Origin of the sequence: Pseudomaricurvus hydrocarbonicus (assembly GCF_011602365.1) — a bacterium.
Classification (GTDB): domain Bacteria; phylum Pseudomonadota; class Gammaproteobacteria; order Pseudomonadales; family Cellvibrionaceae; genus Pseudomaricurvus; species Pseudomaricurvus hydrocarbonicus.
The window spans coordinates 1-14,193 of the sequence record NZ_JAAONZ010000024.1; the positions used below are offsets into that span (position 1 = coordinate 1).

General features: G+C 55.1%; 13 protein-coding genes. 11 read left to right on the forward strand and 2 right to left on the reverse strand.

Annotation, left to right across the window (positions count from 1 at the left end; genetic code table 11):
- Positions 1-144 precede the first annotated feature (144 nt).
- The 3 genes from G8770_RS21165 to G8770_RS21175 all read left to right on the forward strand — a co-directional run bounded on the left by G8770_RS21165 (position 145) and on the right by G8770_RS21175 (position 2,971).
- Complete coding sequence (locus G8770_RS21165) at positions 145-537, forward strand: hypothetical protein (RefSeq protein ID WP_167191711.1); 393 nt, start codon at positions 145-147, stop codon at positions 535-537.
- Positions 538-1,052: 515 nt separating this feature from the next.
- The gene (locus G8770_RS21170; protein ID WP_167191713.1) at positions 1,053-2,363 is read left to right on the forward strand and encodes an NAD(P)/FAD-dependent oxidoreductase; all 1,311 of its coding nucleotides are present in this window, start codon (positions 1,053-1,055) and stop codon (positions 2,361-2,363) included.
- Positions 2,364-2,473: 110 nt separating this feature from the next.
- Positions 2,474-2,971 carry a DUF3465 domain-containing protein gene (locus G8770_RS21175; protein ID WP_167191715.1) on the forward strand — a complete coding sequence of 166 codons (498 nt, stop codon included), beginning with the start codon at positions 2,474-2,476 and terminating at the stop codon, positions 2,969-2,971.
- A gap of 112 nt (positions 2,972-3,083) precedes the next feature.
- Here the strand turns inward: G8770_RS21175 and gltS are convergent, their stop codons facing one another.
- On the reverse strand, positions 3,084-4,292 hold the full coding sequence (gltS, locus tag G8770_RS21180; RefSeq protein WP_167191716.1) for a sodium/glutamate symporter: 1,209 nt from the start codon (positions 4,290-4,292) through the stop codon (positions 3,084-3,086).
- A gap of 351 nt (positions 4,293-4,643) precedes the next feature.
- Here gltS and G8770_RS21185 point away from each other — a divergent pair, with 351 nt between their 5' ends.
- From G8770_RS21185 to G8770_RS21220, 8 genes are all read left to right on the forward strand, one after another.
- On the forward strand, positions 4,644-4,838 hold the full coding sequence (locus G8770_RS21185; protein WP_425050925.1) for a CPXCG motif-containing cysteine-rich protein: 195 nt from the start codon (positions 4,644-4,646) through the stop codon (positions 4,836-4,838).
- 301 nt (positions 4,839-5,139) lie between these two features.
- Positions 5,140-5,643: a hypothetical protein gene (locus G8770_RS21190; protein WP_167191719.1), complete on the forward strand. Its 504-nt coding sequence runs from the start codon at positions 5,140-5,142 to the stop codon at positions 5,641-5,643.
- A gap of 35 nt (positions 5,644-5,678) precedes the next feature.
- Entirely contained in the window at positions 5,679-5,945 is a 267-nt protein-coding gene (locus tag G8770_RS21195; RefSeq protein ID WP_167191721.1) for a hypothetical protein, read from the forward strand.
- A gap of 208 nt (positions 5,946-6,153) precedes the next feature.
- Entirely contained in the window at positions 6,154-6,765 is a 612-nt protein-coding gene (locus G8770_RS21200) for a hypothetical protein (RefSeq protein ID WP_167191723.1), read from the forward strand.
- Positions 6,766-6,966: 201 nt separating this feature from the next.
- A complete protein-coding gene (gene doeB2 / locus G8770_RS21205) occupies positions 6,967-8,127 on the forward strand; it encodes a N(2)-acetyl-L-2,4-diaminobutanoate deacetylase DoeB2 (RefSeq protein ID WP_341771185.1) in 1,161 nt (386 codons plus the stop codon).
- A gap of 909 nt (positions 8,128-9,036) precedes the next feature.
- Entirely contained in the window at positions 9,037-10,287 is a 1,251-nt protein-coding gene (gene ectB, locus G8770_RS21210; protein WP_167191727.1) for a diaminobutyrate--2-oxoglutarate transaminase, read from the forward strand.
- Between the two features lie 3 nt (positions 10,288-10,290).
- Positions 10,291-11,604, forward strand: a complete 1,314-nt coding sequence (doeA, locus tag G8770_RS21215; RefSeq protein WP_167191729.1) for an ectoine hydrolase — start codon at positions 10,291-10,293, stop codon at positions 11,602-11,604.
- Positions 11,605-11,761: 157 nt separating this feature from the next.
- Positions 11,762-13,132 carry an NAD-dependent succinate-semialdehyde dehydrogenase gene (locus G8770_RS21220; RefSeq protein ID WP_167191731.1) on the forward strand — a complete coding sequence of 457 codons (1,371 nt, stop codon included), beginning with the start codon at positions 11,762-11,764 and terminating at the stop codon, positions 13,130-13,132.
- Between the two features lie 69 nt (positions 13,133-13,201).
- On the opposite strand, the gene djlA is transcribed toward G8770_RS21220, so the two are convergent.
- Positions 13,202-13,996: a co-chaperone DjlA gene (gene djlA, locus G8770_RS21225; protein WP_167191733.1), complete on the reverse strand. Its 795-nt coding sequence runs from the start codon at positions 13,994-13,996 to the stop codon at positions 13,202-13,204.
- Positions 13,997-14,193: the final 197 nt, after the last annotated feature.

Genomic DNA, 14,193 nt, shown 5'->3' on the forward strand with positions numbered 1-14,193 from the left:
ATATTCGGTATTTTGACGTTACCCCTCTGCACGGGCAGCAGGTGTTCGATGATTTTGAATTGCGCGTTTGTAATTTCCATAGGCGCAAATTTTACCAAAATTAGTGTGAACAGGCCCTAGATTGGCATTTTTTGGGGGAAGAGTATGAAAAAACTGTTAATCTTTTTTGCCGCCGGCTGTTTCGGCGGTCTGGTGTACAGTCTGGTCACTTGGCAGTTTGGCCAATGGGGGATTCCCGCCTCGTTGGGTGTGTCCATGGCACCTTCTTTATCGTTGGCCGGGCTCTATCCTCGCATTGTTCTGGGTGGACTTTGGGGCTTGTTGTTTATCTTGCCCATGCTGCAATCGCAGCTGTTGCTCAAGGGCGCCATCTTGAGCTTGTTTCCCTCCATCGTGCAGTTGTTTTTTATCTACCCGCTGCAAACCCGTTACGGCATTGCCGGCCTGGAGTTGGGTTTGCTGACGCCAGTGTTTGTGCTTTTCTTTAACTGGGTGTGGGGTGTGGCGACGGCACTGATGATCAAGTTTGCGAAATAGTTGCTTGGGGAGGGCGGTGAAAAAATCCTAGTTTCTAGTTTCTAGTTTCTAGGAAAAGACCTGTTCAGGCTCTTTCATAAACGGGCACTTGCATAAAAAAACACGTCCCAACATTTACTTTGGCCCCGAATAACAGCGGTTTGAGGGCTGGGTAAACCTCGCGGGTAAATACCTGAGCCTTAATCGTGCTCACCAGAGTAATACCTGTAAAGTTGCGGCGTGAATGTTCTTCGTATTTTGGCAGACTCTTGAAGATTGGCTACCCGCTGGATCCGCTGTCGCGTGAATTATTTATGTCGTTCGGTGTTCGTATGGTGCCGACAGGAATTCACAAAATTCGGGTTACGCCTCTACCTCTTTCGGGCTATGGCTGCATGGCCTTATTCATTGAAAAGTCTCTGGCAGAGGTATATCTTGACGCCTGAGGAAATATACCGGTGCCTGCCGTTGGTGAGTGGTTGTTTACTGCTCGATGTCAGGGGGTAGCGGTATATTTCTTAAATCAGGGTACTTTCATGAAAATTGTTATTGTAGGAGGCGGCGCTGGCGGTCTGGAGCTGGCAACCACACTGGGACACAACTTAGGCAAAAAAGGCAAAGCGGACATCGTCTTGATTGACCGCAATCAGACTCACATCTGGAAACCCCTGCTGCACGAAGTGGCGTCGGGCTCTCTGGATGCGGATATCGATGCAGTCGGTTACCGGGCGCACGCCTATAAAAATCATTTTGAGTTCAAACTGGGCACGCTGGGCGGCGTCGATCGTGCGCGCAAGGTGGTGTTGCTCGACGCGTTTGTCGATGAAGAAGGCGAAGAAATTCTGCCGCAGCGCGAAGAGTCGTACGATTATCTGGTGCTGGCCATTGGCAGTGTCTCCAATGATTTTGGGGTCGAGGGCGTGGCTCAGCACTGTACGTTTTTGGACAGTCCGGCGCAGGCGCGCCGCTTCCACCAGCGTTTGGTGGACCGTTTTATCCGCCTCAATCGCGATCTCGCCGACGGTCAGTCTGATCGCAAGTTGCGGGTGGCGATTATCGGCGCCGGGGCAACGGGGGTGGAACTGTCCGCTGAGTTGTACAAGGCCCAGGAGTGGTTCACGTCTTACGGCTTGCGAGAAATTACACCGGAGCATCTGGAAGTGTCGCTGATCGAAGCCGGACCGCGTTTATTGCCGGCCCTCAATGATCGCATTTCATCGGGTGCCCACGAAGAACTGGTCAAGCTGGGTGTCAATGTGCGCGTCAATACCGCCATTGTCTCGGCGCGCCCACGCAGTCTGGTGACCAAAGAGGGGGAAGAGATTCCCACCGATCTTATGGTGTGGGCGGCGGGCGTCAAAGCGCCAGAATTCCTGACCCACATCGACGGGCTGGAAACCAACCGCGCCAACCAAATTGTGGTTGAACCCACCTTGCAAGCCAAAGGCGATCCCAGCATTTTCGTGCTGGGTGATTGTGCCGGTTGCCCGATCACGGGTCCGGACGGTCAGCAAAAGTGGGTGCCGCCTCGGGCCCAGTCCGCGCATCAGATGGCCTCGTCGGTGGGGCGCAATTTGTGCCTGTTGCTCAGGGAAAAAACGCTGCAAGAGTTTCAGTACAAAGATTTGGGGTCGCTGGTCTCCCTGAGCCAGTACACCGCCTTTGGCCGTTTGATGGGCGGTCTGGCCCGCGGCGGTTTGAGTCTGGAAGGCAAGGTGGCACGGATGGCTTATGTGTCCCTTTATCGCATGCATCAGGTGGCTATTTACGGCTGGACCCGTACCGCGGTGGTGGCGCTGGCGGATAAAATCAATCACTTCATTCGCCCCCGCTTCAAGCTGCACTAAGCGGCGTGGTCTGCGGCGGGTCACCGTTACCCTCCGCGGATGAGGCCAGCGGCATTGAACCCATGACCTGAGGACCACATGGACGGACGACCAGATGAACGGACGAAGAGATGCGTGATCTGAAAAAATGGGCGGCGGCTGGTGTTATCGCACTGGCGCTGTGCCTTTTCTATGTCGACAATCCAAAGGTGTTTACGCACCCCGGGCAGGCCTCAGACCTGCCGGGTCCTGTACTTGTGGATCGTCCGGACGTCGTTCATACGCCAGATGTTGAAGAAAACAGGCACATCGTTGCGGCTTTTGAGCGTCAGGCCCACGATGTTCAGGTGCAGGGCTCCGGTGTGGTGATCAAGGTTTTGCGTGATGATCTCAAAGGCAGTCGTCACCAACGATTCATTGTCCGGCTGACTCCGGAGCTCACGGTACTGATTGCCCATAACATTGATCTGGCACCACGGATAGAGCATTTAACCGCAGGTGAGGTGGTGGCGTTTTATGGGGAGTACGAGTGGAATGCCAAGGGCGGTGTTATCCACTGGACCCATCACGACCCTGCTGGCCGTCATGTGGGGGGCTGGTTGAAGTACCGCGGCCAGACGTATCAGTAAGCCCAAACACGAGCCCAAGCACGAGCCGCTGCGGCTCTGCATGGCTGAAGCTCTGCATGGCTGAAGCTCTGCATGAGGGCTTTGAATCAGAGGGCTGAATCAGAGGGTTGACTCAGGGCAAATAGGCCAGGGCCCCGATAAAAAACTTGATCACGATGGCGTTCATCAAGTCGATAAAAAACGCGCCGACCAGTGGCACGATCAGAAAAGCCTTCGCGGAAGGCCCGTAGTGTTGGGTGACCGCGTCCATATTGGCGATGGCCACCGGTGTCGCCCCCATCCCTAAGCCGGCAAAGCCGGAGCAAATTACAGCGGCATCATAATTGCGCCCCATGAGGGGAAAGATCACGAACAGACAATAAGCCAGAGTCAGTACGGTCTGGACCACCAGCACCAGCAACAACACCGGACCGATTTTAAAGAGGGGCAGTAAGTCCATGCTCATCAGGCTCATGGCGAGAAAAATGCCCAGGCTGACATTGCCGGCCTGCTCAATGGGTTCGCGCGACAGCGGTCGAGAGAGTAAATCCAGGCCGTTGGTTAGCACAATACCCACCAGCATGGCGGTCAAAAAACCCGGCAGCAGCACGTGATTGGCAAACAGATAGCGGTTGACGAGGTCTCCCAGAGCCACGCACAGGGCGAGATAGAGCAGGGTGCGCTGAGAGTGAAACAGAGTGTCGTCAGCCAGGGGGACGACCTGGGCTCGTTTCGGCGCCTGGTGCAAAGTATCGTCCTGGTTGGTGCAGGAGAGCTTGTTGCGCTCGATGAGGTAGCGCCCCAGTGGACCGCCGACAAGACCGCCGCTGATGAGTCCAAAGGTGGCAAAAGCGATGCCGACGGTTTGCGCTTGTAGCAGACCGGCTTTGGCCGCTTCAGCTCCCCAGGCAATGGCGGTGCCGTGACCGCCGGCGAAGGAGACGCTGCCGGCCATCAGCCCGTAGCCCGGGTGATGGCCCAGTAGCTTCGCAATCGAAACGCCGGCAACATCCTGCACAACCAGTATTCCTCCTGCCAGTAGCACCAGCAGAGCCAGGGGTTTGCCGCCGGCGGCCAGGCGGTGAAAGCTGGCGGTGAGGCCAATGGTGCTGAAGAAAACCAGCAGCAACAGGTTTCTCAGCTGCATGTCGAACGTGACATCGATGTGTTTGTAGGATTCCAGGCACGCTACCGCGATGCTGAATAATATGCCGCCGGTGACCGCATTTGGAATGCTGTTGCGCTCCAAAAAAGACACCCGGTGATTGATGATCCGGCCCGTCCACAACACCAAAATAGACAGGCAGAGAAAGTCGATTCCATCTACGTTGAGGCTCGTCACGGACTGATCCCTTCGATGACAAAAGTCATGGCAGTAACATCATGAGACGTACACGACATCATCGACATCATCGATAAGCACCACAGCATGAGATAATTACAGCATCATGGGGTAAACAAAAAATCGTGGTGCATAAGCAACAGCGTGAGCACAAAACATCATCATGGGCTAAAAATAAGGATAGAGAAAAAATTCGCGGCCAGCGGGATAAATTTCAAAAACGACCGGCGCTTATGAAGAATTAATGAATCAGAAGACAGGCATTGGAGTGACTCGCGCCTGGGTGTTTTTGCGGTTGGCCATGATGAGGACGCCTGGCGCCGAAACGTGACGTTATTGGGAGGACCGATTGTGGATCTGATAGAAACCCGAACCATGCAATGCCCTTATTGCGGTGAACCGATTGAACTGATCATTGATCGCTCCGTGCCCCAACAGCGCTATATTGAAGACTGTCAGGTGTGTTGTCGTCCCATCACCGTGGACATCGATCTGGATACCCCAGATCGGGCGCCGGTTCAGGTTTTTGATGAGAATGAATCGTGAACCGAGGCCTTGCAGAGCGGCCCTTCGGCTAGCTGTTTCGACTTGAATGTGGGGCTTTGGCTTTGGCGGAGCGACGATGTGCGTTTAAGGATGTCGGCTATAGTGAACAGAGTCTGGCGCTTGTCGCATGTGTATCGCGGACCTGAACATTGAGCGAAATGTTCGCTAACCCGTGTAATCACTTTAACGAAAATAAGCCGGCATGCCGATGGCATCGTCAGCTTCGCATCCATGGATGCACCAGCGGGAAATCCTCATCAGTCGATAACCCACAGTGGATAACCTTAAAGAGCGGGGCGTTATGAAAATCTCGACCATCCGAAAATTAGTCACCTTCACCATTCTGGTGTTAATCATCTCCCAAATTTTATCGGTGGTGATGAATGTCTTTTCCATCGTTGGCGTGATCGCCATGGTGTTGGTTTATGGTTACTGTGCGTACCGAGCGAAAGACAGCGCTCACAGCAGTATGTGGTTTATCGTGCCGACGCTGTTTTTTTCATTGACTCCGGTCGTGATCGCGCTGTGGCCGGACGAGACGGTCACCTCTGTGGGGGATTATCTGTTAACATCACTGCGCCAGGACTTTGCGTTAATTACCGGATTTCTGATTCCGGTGGTGTTGTTATGCATTGTTGACTTTGCGTTAAAGTCTCACGCTTTGGTCCATAATAGCGTCAAGACTTCGCCGGGCAAGTCGCAGGTGACGGCAGGAGACTCTGTTACCCAGGGCGAGCGGGTTGATGAGCGTCACGAGCATGATGAGCCCGCACCCGACAAATACCCGGGGGCGAAGCGGGCATAAATTTTTAGTTTTATCCTCTAAAAAATTAGGTGGTTATGAATAAAGAACAGCTGGAAGAAGAGAGTGGCACGATACTGGGGCGAGAGCATACGTGTGAGCGCAATGAAATTCCGGACCATTTAAAAGTCTATCGTGTGATCGCCATTGAGGGTGAGGCTCAGACGCACTGGGAGCTGTTCAGTTTGTGGTTGGCGAACGAGGGCGACGTTGAATCTGGTGAAGCGGAGACAGTGGGTGAATTGCTGAACCTGTCGTCCATCAAGGTGAACTATTGTCCCTTTTGTGGCCTATCGCTGGAGTAGCCCGCGATCCGTGAAGCTGGATTCACCATACTTCAGCTTGTGCCCAACCCCCAGCCAGTGCCCAACCCCCAGCCTGCGTGAAAGCCAACAGCCTGCGAGAAATCCCAAGCCCGCGAGGTGTTTATGACAGGCACCGCGTCGACCCGGAAAGTGAGCCGCCCCCGCCCTGTCAACATCGTGTCTATACTCTACACGGCTGAGGTACATAATGGTGAATTTGGACCGCCGCTCAACGGCTAAGCCGGGGCTTCGGTTTGGCGCCGACCGGCTTATTGTTGACGAAGGCTATCGCAGGTTGAACACAGTGCTTTACAGAGCGAACAGGGATCGGGCGATCCGGGTGGGGCTGGCGATGATGATCGCGGCCAGCTGCACCCGGGTCGCGGTGGCGTCATCAGAGCCTTCAGCCGTTCTCTGTGAACGCACCGCCGTGAATTACCTGCAGCAGTGTTTGGTCAAGCAGCGTGAGGATGAAACCCTTTCCCGCACCAGCCCGGCCGAATGCTGGGTAGAATCGCAGGCGGTGTATGACGCTTGTCAGCAGAGTCTGTTGCAGCCTGCCGCCCAGAGCGGTGACTTGGCTCCCCCCTCGGCAACACCCAGGGCCAATGCAACGACTTCAACTGCAGCCAAGACCAATGCCGCGACAGCCACCCACTCAACTACTAGCACCCCCCAATCAGCTACTAACACCCCCCAAACAACCACACCCAGAACCCATTCAACCACACCCTCTGCCAATTCAACGACACCCTCTGCCAATTCAACGAAAGAACAAGAGCGGGTGCGGGAAGCTCGTAGAATCCGCGAAATCATGTAACGGTGACTGTGACACGGTTTTGCCGTTGTTGCGGTGGCTCGCGGTTACCGGGTTTGTATCCGGGCGTCAGAGCAGCTATGTTTGTGGTGTTCCCTGACGCTTTAAGCAGCATTGGAAGCTAGGTGTTTTTCCACGGGGTACCCCGAGCGGAGAGCAATCCCGGCCTCAGGGAATGTCCGAGTCACAGCAGTGGGAGGCAATGTGCATAATTGGCAAACGATCATCGCCAACGCGGTGGAATTTCGACACGAGCTGCACCGGCACCCGGAGTTGTCCTGGCAGGAAGAGCAAACAGCCGCGCGTGTCCGTCAAGCGTTGACTAAATTGGGCATTCCCTGGCGTGTGTGCGCAGACCATGGCACGGTGGCCACTCTGGCGGCTTCGGCCAAAGGCAAGCACATTGCCTTGCGCGCGGATATCGATGCCCTGCCGATTGTTGAATTAACCGCGGTGCAGTATCAATCACAACACGCGGGTTGTATGCACGCCTGCGGTCACGATGGTCATACGGCAGCGCTGTGGGCCGCGGCGGCGTGGTTAAAACAACATGAGTCGCAGTTGCCGGGACCGGTCTCTCTGCTGTTTCAGCCTGCGGAAGAAGGTGGACACGGTGCCTGGCGGATGATTGAGGACGGTGCCCTGACCGGCATTGATGAAATCTTCGGCTGGCACAATTGGCCGGCGATACCGTTGGGTAAGGCGGTTTGTCCGGACGGCGCGGTGATGTCGGGCAATGGTATTTTCCAGATCGAGGTGACCGGTAAGGGCGGGCATGCGAGTCAGCCTGAGCTGTGCCATGACCCGGTGCTGGCGGCGGCGGCCATCACCCTGAACCTGCAACAAATCGTCAGTCGCCGCTTGCCGCCTCAGTCGGCGGCCGTTGTCAGTGTCAGTTCCATAAGAGCGGATGCAGCACCCACCGTCACACCGGAAAAAGCGTCCCTATCGGGCAGTATTCGCTTAAGTGACCCATTGTTGCGCAGCCAGTTGAATGAATTGATTGCGCAAATTTCGCAAGATACGGCCAACAGTTACGGTGTCTCGGTCAAGGTCATGTCAGAGCCGCGCTATGAGGCGACGGTCAATCATGCCGGGCCTGCCGAGGACTATCGCCAGGCACTGGCGACAGAATTTGGGGAAGACTGGTGCATGACCCAATTGCCGACACCCATTATGGCTTCAGAAGATTTCAGTTATTACCTGAATGAAATTCCCGGCGCCTTTGCGTTGATAGGCATGGGGGGCGAAGAGCAATATCAGTTTCCCTGCCACAGCCCGCACTATCAGTTCAACGATGCGCTGTTGGCGCCGGTGGTGCGCATCTATTCCCGCCTGGCGGGATTGCCCGTCGTGGAAACGTAAGTGGAAACTTAACGCTGGAAGCTTAATTTAAGCGTTCAAACGCAAAGCTTGAAAGCTAAAACTTGAGCTGTAAAGAGTGAGCGTCAAGGTCACGGGTTATAGTCCAGGTGCGTGCATGGCTTGGCCGTTCAAGAGCGCTTTCTTTGTTTTGAAATGCAATGTCGCAGAATAATGCAATGCCCGAGAATAAAGCGGTTCGACATGCCGGCTGCAAAATAGACGGGTCGCTGGGGCGCGACAAAACGTTATTTTGTTCCCGGCACAAAATATGCAGGCACATAATGCCGCATTGAGAATCTGCTCAGTGATGGCAACAGACAGGTGTCTGCTGCATGAAGGCTGGTAGGCAGGTCGGTGCCCTGTGACGCTAAAATATTCACGCAATCTGCGATATCGAGGCGCTTTTTAGTTCGTCTCTGCATGAGAACGGATTTTTTCAAAACCGAATAAAATTTTTGTGTTGCTGGTTGACGGTGAACATCGGATTACACCGGTAAACCCGGAAAGCACTTGCGAAGCTTGCAGATATCCCCTACCTTCAGAGGACGGTAGTGATGTTCATGCGCCGAAACGCGTTGGTCGCAGTCTCAACTGCACCACTCATTGATCACCCGTTGTATCGCTGTCAATGCGCGGCGGTTAGCGAGTGGTTTTCAAAAAAATTGCCAAATAGTACTTATCAAAAGTAATTGTCAAAAAGTTGTTGTCAAAAAAGCTATTGTCTCAACGACACCTGATTAAGGTGCTGTCGCTTTATCGGCTGCTACAGAGAAACTGTTCATGTGCAGTCCGTTTTAAAATATGAGTTCCTGTCTCAGCACGGTGTTGATTGTCTGACAGGGGCCACCACAGCCGCCCGTTAACGCACGGCGGAAACAATTCGATCATTCGACATCAGGAGTATCCCCTATGGAGATCTTTGAACAATGGGAATCCGATATCCGCGGTTATTGCCGAGCCTATCCTACCGTCTTCAGCACGGCGACGAATGCTCGACAAGTGGATGAGCAGGGAAAATCCTATCTGGATTTTTTCGCCGGTGCCGGCGTTTTAAATTTCGGACACAACAACCCGAAGATGAAAGCCGCCATCATCGATTATTTACAGAAGGATGGGGTGGTCCACAGTCTGGACATGTATACCACCGCCAAACGTGAATTTATCAGTGCGTTTGCCGACACCATTCTCAAACCCAGAAACATGAATTACAAAATGCAGTTCATGGGGCCAACCGGAACCAACGCCGTCGAGGCCGCACTGAAACTGGCGCGTCGTGTGACTAAACGTCAACAAGTGATTGCGTTCTCACAGGGATTTCACGGCATGACTCTGGGGGCGCTGGCCTGTACGGCCAATGAATATTTTCGCAACGCGTCGGGCATCCCGTTGCAATTTGCCCGTCACGAACCGTTTGAAAATAATCCTGGTGGTGGAATCGAAAACCTGAAAGCGTTGCGCCAGCTTTTAAAAAATACGTCCGGTGGGCTGGAAGCGCCCGCAGCCTTTTTAGTGGAGGCGATTCAGGCCGAGGGCGGCGTCAACATTGCCAGCCAGGAATGGCTGCAGGAATTGCAGCAGTTGGCCAAAGATGTGGGGGCTCTGCTGATTCTGGATGAAATCCAGGTGGGCTGTGGCCGCACCGGCAAGTATTTCAGTTTTGAGGGCCTGGGGATCGAACCGGATATTATTTGTTTGGCCAAGGGCATTGGTGGTTTTGGTACTCCCATGGCGATGAACCTCAATAAGCCGGAGCACGATGTTCACTGGAGCCCGGGTGAACACACGGGGACGTTTCGCGGACAGGATTTATCGTTTGTCGCAGGTCGGGAAGCACTGCGCTATTTTGATGACGACGAGCTCATGAGCCAGACCCAAAGACGCGGTGAACTCATTCACGCACGCTTGCAGGAGATTCAGCACTCTTACCCGGATGCCGGTTTTGACGTGCGCGGCGTGGGCATGATTCAGGCGCTGGATGTTGTGGACGGGGCGTTGGCGAAAGCCATTGCCAACCGCTGTTTTGAAACCGGTTTGCTGGTGGGGCCTTGCGGCACCGGAGGCCGGGTGGTGAAACTGTTGCCGCCGCTGACCATTTCAGATGAAGAACTTGATGAAGGCTTATCTCTCTTGGCTGCCGCCGTAGCCTACTGCATGGAGTAAATGATGAGACAGCGCGATGATATGACTTTTCCCTTTTCCGAATACGAGCGGCGTCTCGGAGACTTGCGCCGACGTATGGAGAAACGGTTACTGGATGCGGTGATTATTACCGACCCGGAAAACCTGATGTACCTGACGGATTATCAAACCACGGGCTATTCGTTCTTTCAGGCGCTGGTGGTGCCGATTGACGCTCCACCCTTCATGATTACCCGACAACTGGAAGAGTCGAACGTGCACGCCCGCACCTGGCTGGAACATACCCGGCCTTATTCGGACACTGGCGATTCGATTCAGATGTTGGTGGAGTCGCTGCGTGAATTTGGGTTGTCGACAAAAATTCTGGGCTATGAACGCAACAGTTATTTTTTCCCGGCCTACCATCAGGATGTGCTCAACACGTCGTTTACGGACGGCCGCTTAATGGATTGCTTCGGGATTGTAGAGGAAGGGCGCCGCACCAAATCGGATGTTGAATTGGATATCATGCGGCGCGCAGCGCAGGCCACGGTCGCGGGCATGAAAGCCGGCATTGACGCCGTGCAACCGGGGGTGACGGAGAATGAAATTGGCGGCGCCATCAGTCAGGCCATGTTCAGCGCGGGGGGCGAGCCACCGGCAGTCATGCCCTATGTGACTTCGGGGCCGCGCACCATGATTGGTCACGCCACCTGGGAAGGCCGAACCGTGCAACCCAATGAACATGTGTTCCTGGAAGTGGGGGGCTGTTTTCGCCGCTATCACACCGCCATGATGCGCACCGTGGTGTGCGGCTCACTGTCCGATTCCATGTACAAGGCCCAGGAGACCATGAAGTATGCGCTGCGCCAGGTCTATGACCATGTGCGTCCGGGTATGACGGTGTCGGATGTGGATATTCTGGTGCGCACGGCGGTGACGGAAAACGATGTGGGCGGCAAGTTGATCACCCGCTCGGGTTATTCCATTGGCATTGCGTTTCCGCCCAGTTGGGATGAAGGTTATATCGTCAGCCTTAAACAGGGCGATTCGACCATTCTGGAAAAGGGCATGACGTTTCACTTCATTCCGTGGATGTGGGGGGTGGATGGCGATAAAACCTGCGGTATCTCGGATACCATTTATCTCACCGACAATGGCTGCGCTTCTTTTTTTGATGACGACGTTCCGCAGGACTTTGTGGTCAAACCCGACACCGCTTCCAGAGTGGCCGCAGGCTCTAATTCCAAAGCGAGCTCCAAGCCTGTGTTGGTTGAACCCGCCGCCGGCAAATCAACTTCATCGACGCAGAACAAAAGTGCCGCGGCTGACTCGAAAGAGAAGCTGGCCGGTAAATAACACGCTGCAAGCGACAGGAAAACACACTGCTAGTTTCTAGTTTCTCGCTACTAGCTACTAGCTACTAGTTTCTAGCCTCTGGCTACTGGCTACTGGCCAGCGCCAGAATCGGTTGTGTATCAGCACAGTCCACAGGTCAACAATAAGAGGACGCGTTATGTTAACAGTCATCAATCCGGCAACGGGTGAGCAACTGCACGCTTACCCCACGTTGGTCGAGGCGCAAATCGAGCAAAGTCTGCAGAACGCGGTAAGCGCCTACGAGTATTGGAAAACGGTTTCGTTCCAGGAGCGTGCCGATGCTTTGTTTGCGGTGGCCGAGGTCATGCAAGCCGACAGAGAGCGGCTGGCGCTGTTAATGACCGATGAAATGGGCAAGCCGATCAAAGAAGCCCGGGCCGAAGTGGATAAAGCGGTCTGGTGTGCGCAGCATTATGCCGAGCATGCGGCGCAATACCTGAGCTCCCAGACGCTGGCGTCGGACGCCCACCACAGTTATGTGCAGCATCTGCCGGTGGGGCCGCTGCTCGGCATCCTGCCCTGGAATGCGCCTTTCTGGCTGGCCTTTCGTTTTTGCGCACCAGCGCTGATGGCGGGGAATACCTGTCTGTTAAAACACGATCCGCACGTGCCTGCCTGTGCCGCGGCCATTGCCGAGGTGTTTGTCAAAGCCGGTGTGCCGTCAGGGCTGTTGCAGAATCTGCCCTTGGCCAATGAACAGATTGCCGGGGTGATTCAGGATTTCCGGGTGCGGGGTGTGTCGTTTACCGGTTCCGGTAAGGCGGGCGGTGTGGTGGCCGGCCTGGCGGGGGCATCTTTAAAGCCCTGTGTGCTGGAACTGGGGGGATCAGACCCCAGTATCGTGCTGGCCGATGCCGACCTGGATCAGGCGGCGGATGTGCTGGTGTTGTCGCGCATGATCAATGCGGGGCAGTCGTGCATTGCGGCCAAACGCTTGATCGTCGAAGCGCCGGTCTACGAGGCCTTTATTGAACGACTGAAAGTGCGTATCGAAGCCCTAACCCTGGGTAACCCGCGGGATGAGGCGACGGATATCGGCCCATTGGCTCGCGCCGACCTGCGCGATAACCTCGCCCGACAAGTAGAGGCTACCCTTGAGGCAGGGGCGCGCTGTCTGGTGGGAGGCCTGCCGGACACCGGCGCCGGCTATTATTACCCGCCCACCCTGTTAGTGGATGTCACCAACGACATGGCCGCTTGTCAGGAAGAAACCTTTGGACCCGTGGCGGTGGTGGTAAAGGCGGACAATGCCGAACATGCGCTGGCCATCGCCAACGATACCCGTTACGGTCTGGCGGCGTCGGTGTGGACCGGCAGCAGCAACGCAGAAGCGATGGCAAAACGGCTGGAAACCGGTCAGGTGGCGATTAATGGCATTGTCAAAACCGACCCGCGTTTGCCCAGTGGTGGCATCAAGAATTCTGGCATTGGCCGCGAGCTCGGCCCCCACGGCATATTGGCGTTCGTCAATGTGCAGCAGGTGTGGGTCGGACCCAAGCAGGGTTGATAGCAAACAGGGCAGCGCGGCTGTCATCACCGTTAGGGCCAAAACGGCCCCGACCGCCGTGTTATTGTTTTATTGCTTGCGGCTTTTCTGAATCAGGTCGTAAGCGGCCTGCACTTCCTGGGAGCGCTCGGTGGCTTCCTGAATCATGTCCGCCGGCAGTCCCTGGCCCATGAGCTTATCCGGGTGGTATTGACTCATGAGTTTACGGTAGGCGCGCTTAAGGTCTTTGTCGCTGATGGACTTGTCGACGCCGAGTGCCGCGTAGGCCACATCCAGATCGTTGGCACTGGGAGCCTGTTGGTAAGCACCGCCCTGGCGCTGGCCACCGAATTGGTTCTGCGCATTGATCATGCGCAACAGCTGTTCAAACGCAAACCCGGAAAAGCCGATGTGCTGGGCAACCTGCCGCAGGATGGCTTCTTCTTCGGCCTCGATGGCGCCATCGGCCAGGGCAATGTTGATCAGGTACACCAACAGCATTTGTTTCAGGTTGGTGTGACGGCCACAGACGTGGTTGAATTTTGCCAGCAGCTCCGTCAATGAAAAATTGTGCTGGCTGCCCTGCTTGAATAAATCGATGGCGGCCCGGCGATGCTCAGGGGTCAGTCCCAGCTTGCTCATCAGCTGCTCCGTGAGCTGCACTTCGGCTTCGGAGACACGACCGTCGGCCTTGGCCAGATACCCCAGCAGGGTGAACACCGTGGTGAAAAACGTATCCTGGGCTTCCTGCCGGTCACCGATCTGATGGGTAAAACTGCCGAATTTAAAGCTGCGGTCGATGATCTGACCGACAAAAAAGCCCAGTAAGGCCCCAAAAATGCCGCCGGCCATGTAGCCCAAAATGGCACCAATAAACTTACCCATGTTAACTACCTGTAATGATCTCTGTGTTCTGTCGGACGTGGGTCTGCACTATAGCGGTTTACGATTGGGGCTGACAGGTGAGGGGGATTTTTTTTACCCACGGCAGAGACTCTCATGGCGCTGAACGACCTTTCCAGCCGCTGAGGAAAGCGTTTGTTGCTGCCGGGTTTCATTGCAGCCGCGCTCAGGGTGCGCCT

Coding starts and splice junctions, on each gene's coding strand:
- G8770_RS21175 (WP_167191715.1), top strand. CDS start 2,474: ATGCGTGATCTGAAAAAATGGGCGGCGGCTGGTGTTATCGCACTGGCG.
- G8770_RS21220 (WP_167191731.1), top strand. CDS start 11,762: ATGTTAACAGTCATCAATCCGGCAACGGGTGAGCAACTGCACGCTTAC.
- G8770_RS21165 (WP_167191711.1), top strand. CDS start 145: ATGAAAAAACTGTTAATCTTTTTTGCCGCCGGCTGTTTCGGCGGTCTG.
- doeA (WP_167191729.1), top strand. CDS start 10,291: ATGAGACAGCGCGATGATATGACTTTTCCCTTTTCCGAATACGAGCGG.
- ectB (WP_167191727.1), top strand. CDS start 9,037: ATGGAGATCTTTGAACAATGGGAATCCGATATCCGCGGTTATTGCCGA.
- G8770_RS21200 (WP_167191723.1), top strand. CDS start 6,154: ATGGTGAATTTGGACCGCCGCTCAACGGCTAAGCCGGGGCTTCGGTTT.
- djlA (WP_167191733.1), bottom strand. CDS start 13,996: ATGGGTAAGTTTATTGGTGCCATTTTGGGCTACATGGCCGGCGGCATT.
- G8770_RS21170 (WP_167191713.1), top strand. CDS start 1,053: ATGAAAATTGTTATTGTAGGAGGCGGCGCTGGCGGTCTGGAGCTGGCA.
- G8770_RS21190 (WP_167191719.1), top strand. CDS start 5,140: ATGAAAATCTCGACCATCCGAAAATTAGTCACCTTCACCATTCTGGTG.
- G8770_RS21195 (WP_167191721.1), top strand. CDS start 5,679: ATGAATAAAGAACAGCTGGAAGAAGAGAGTGGCACGATACTGGGGCGA.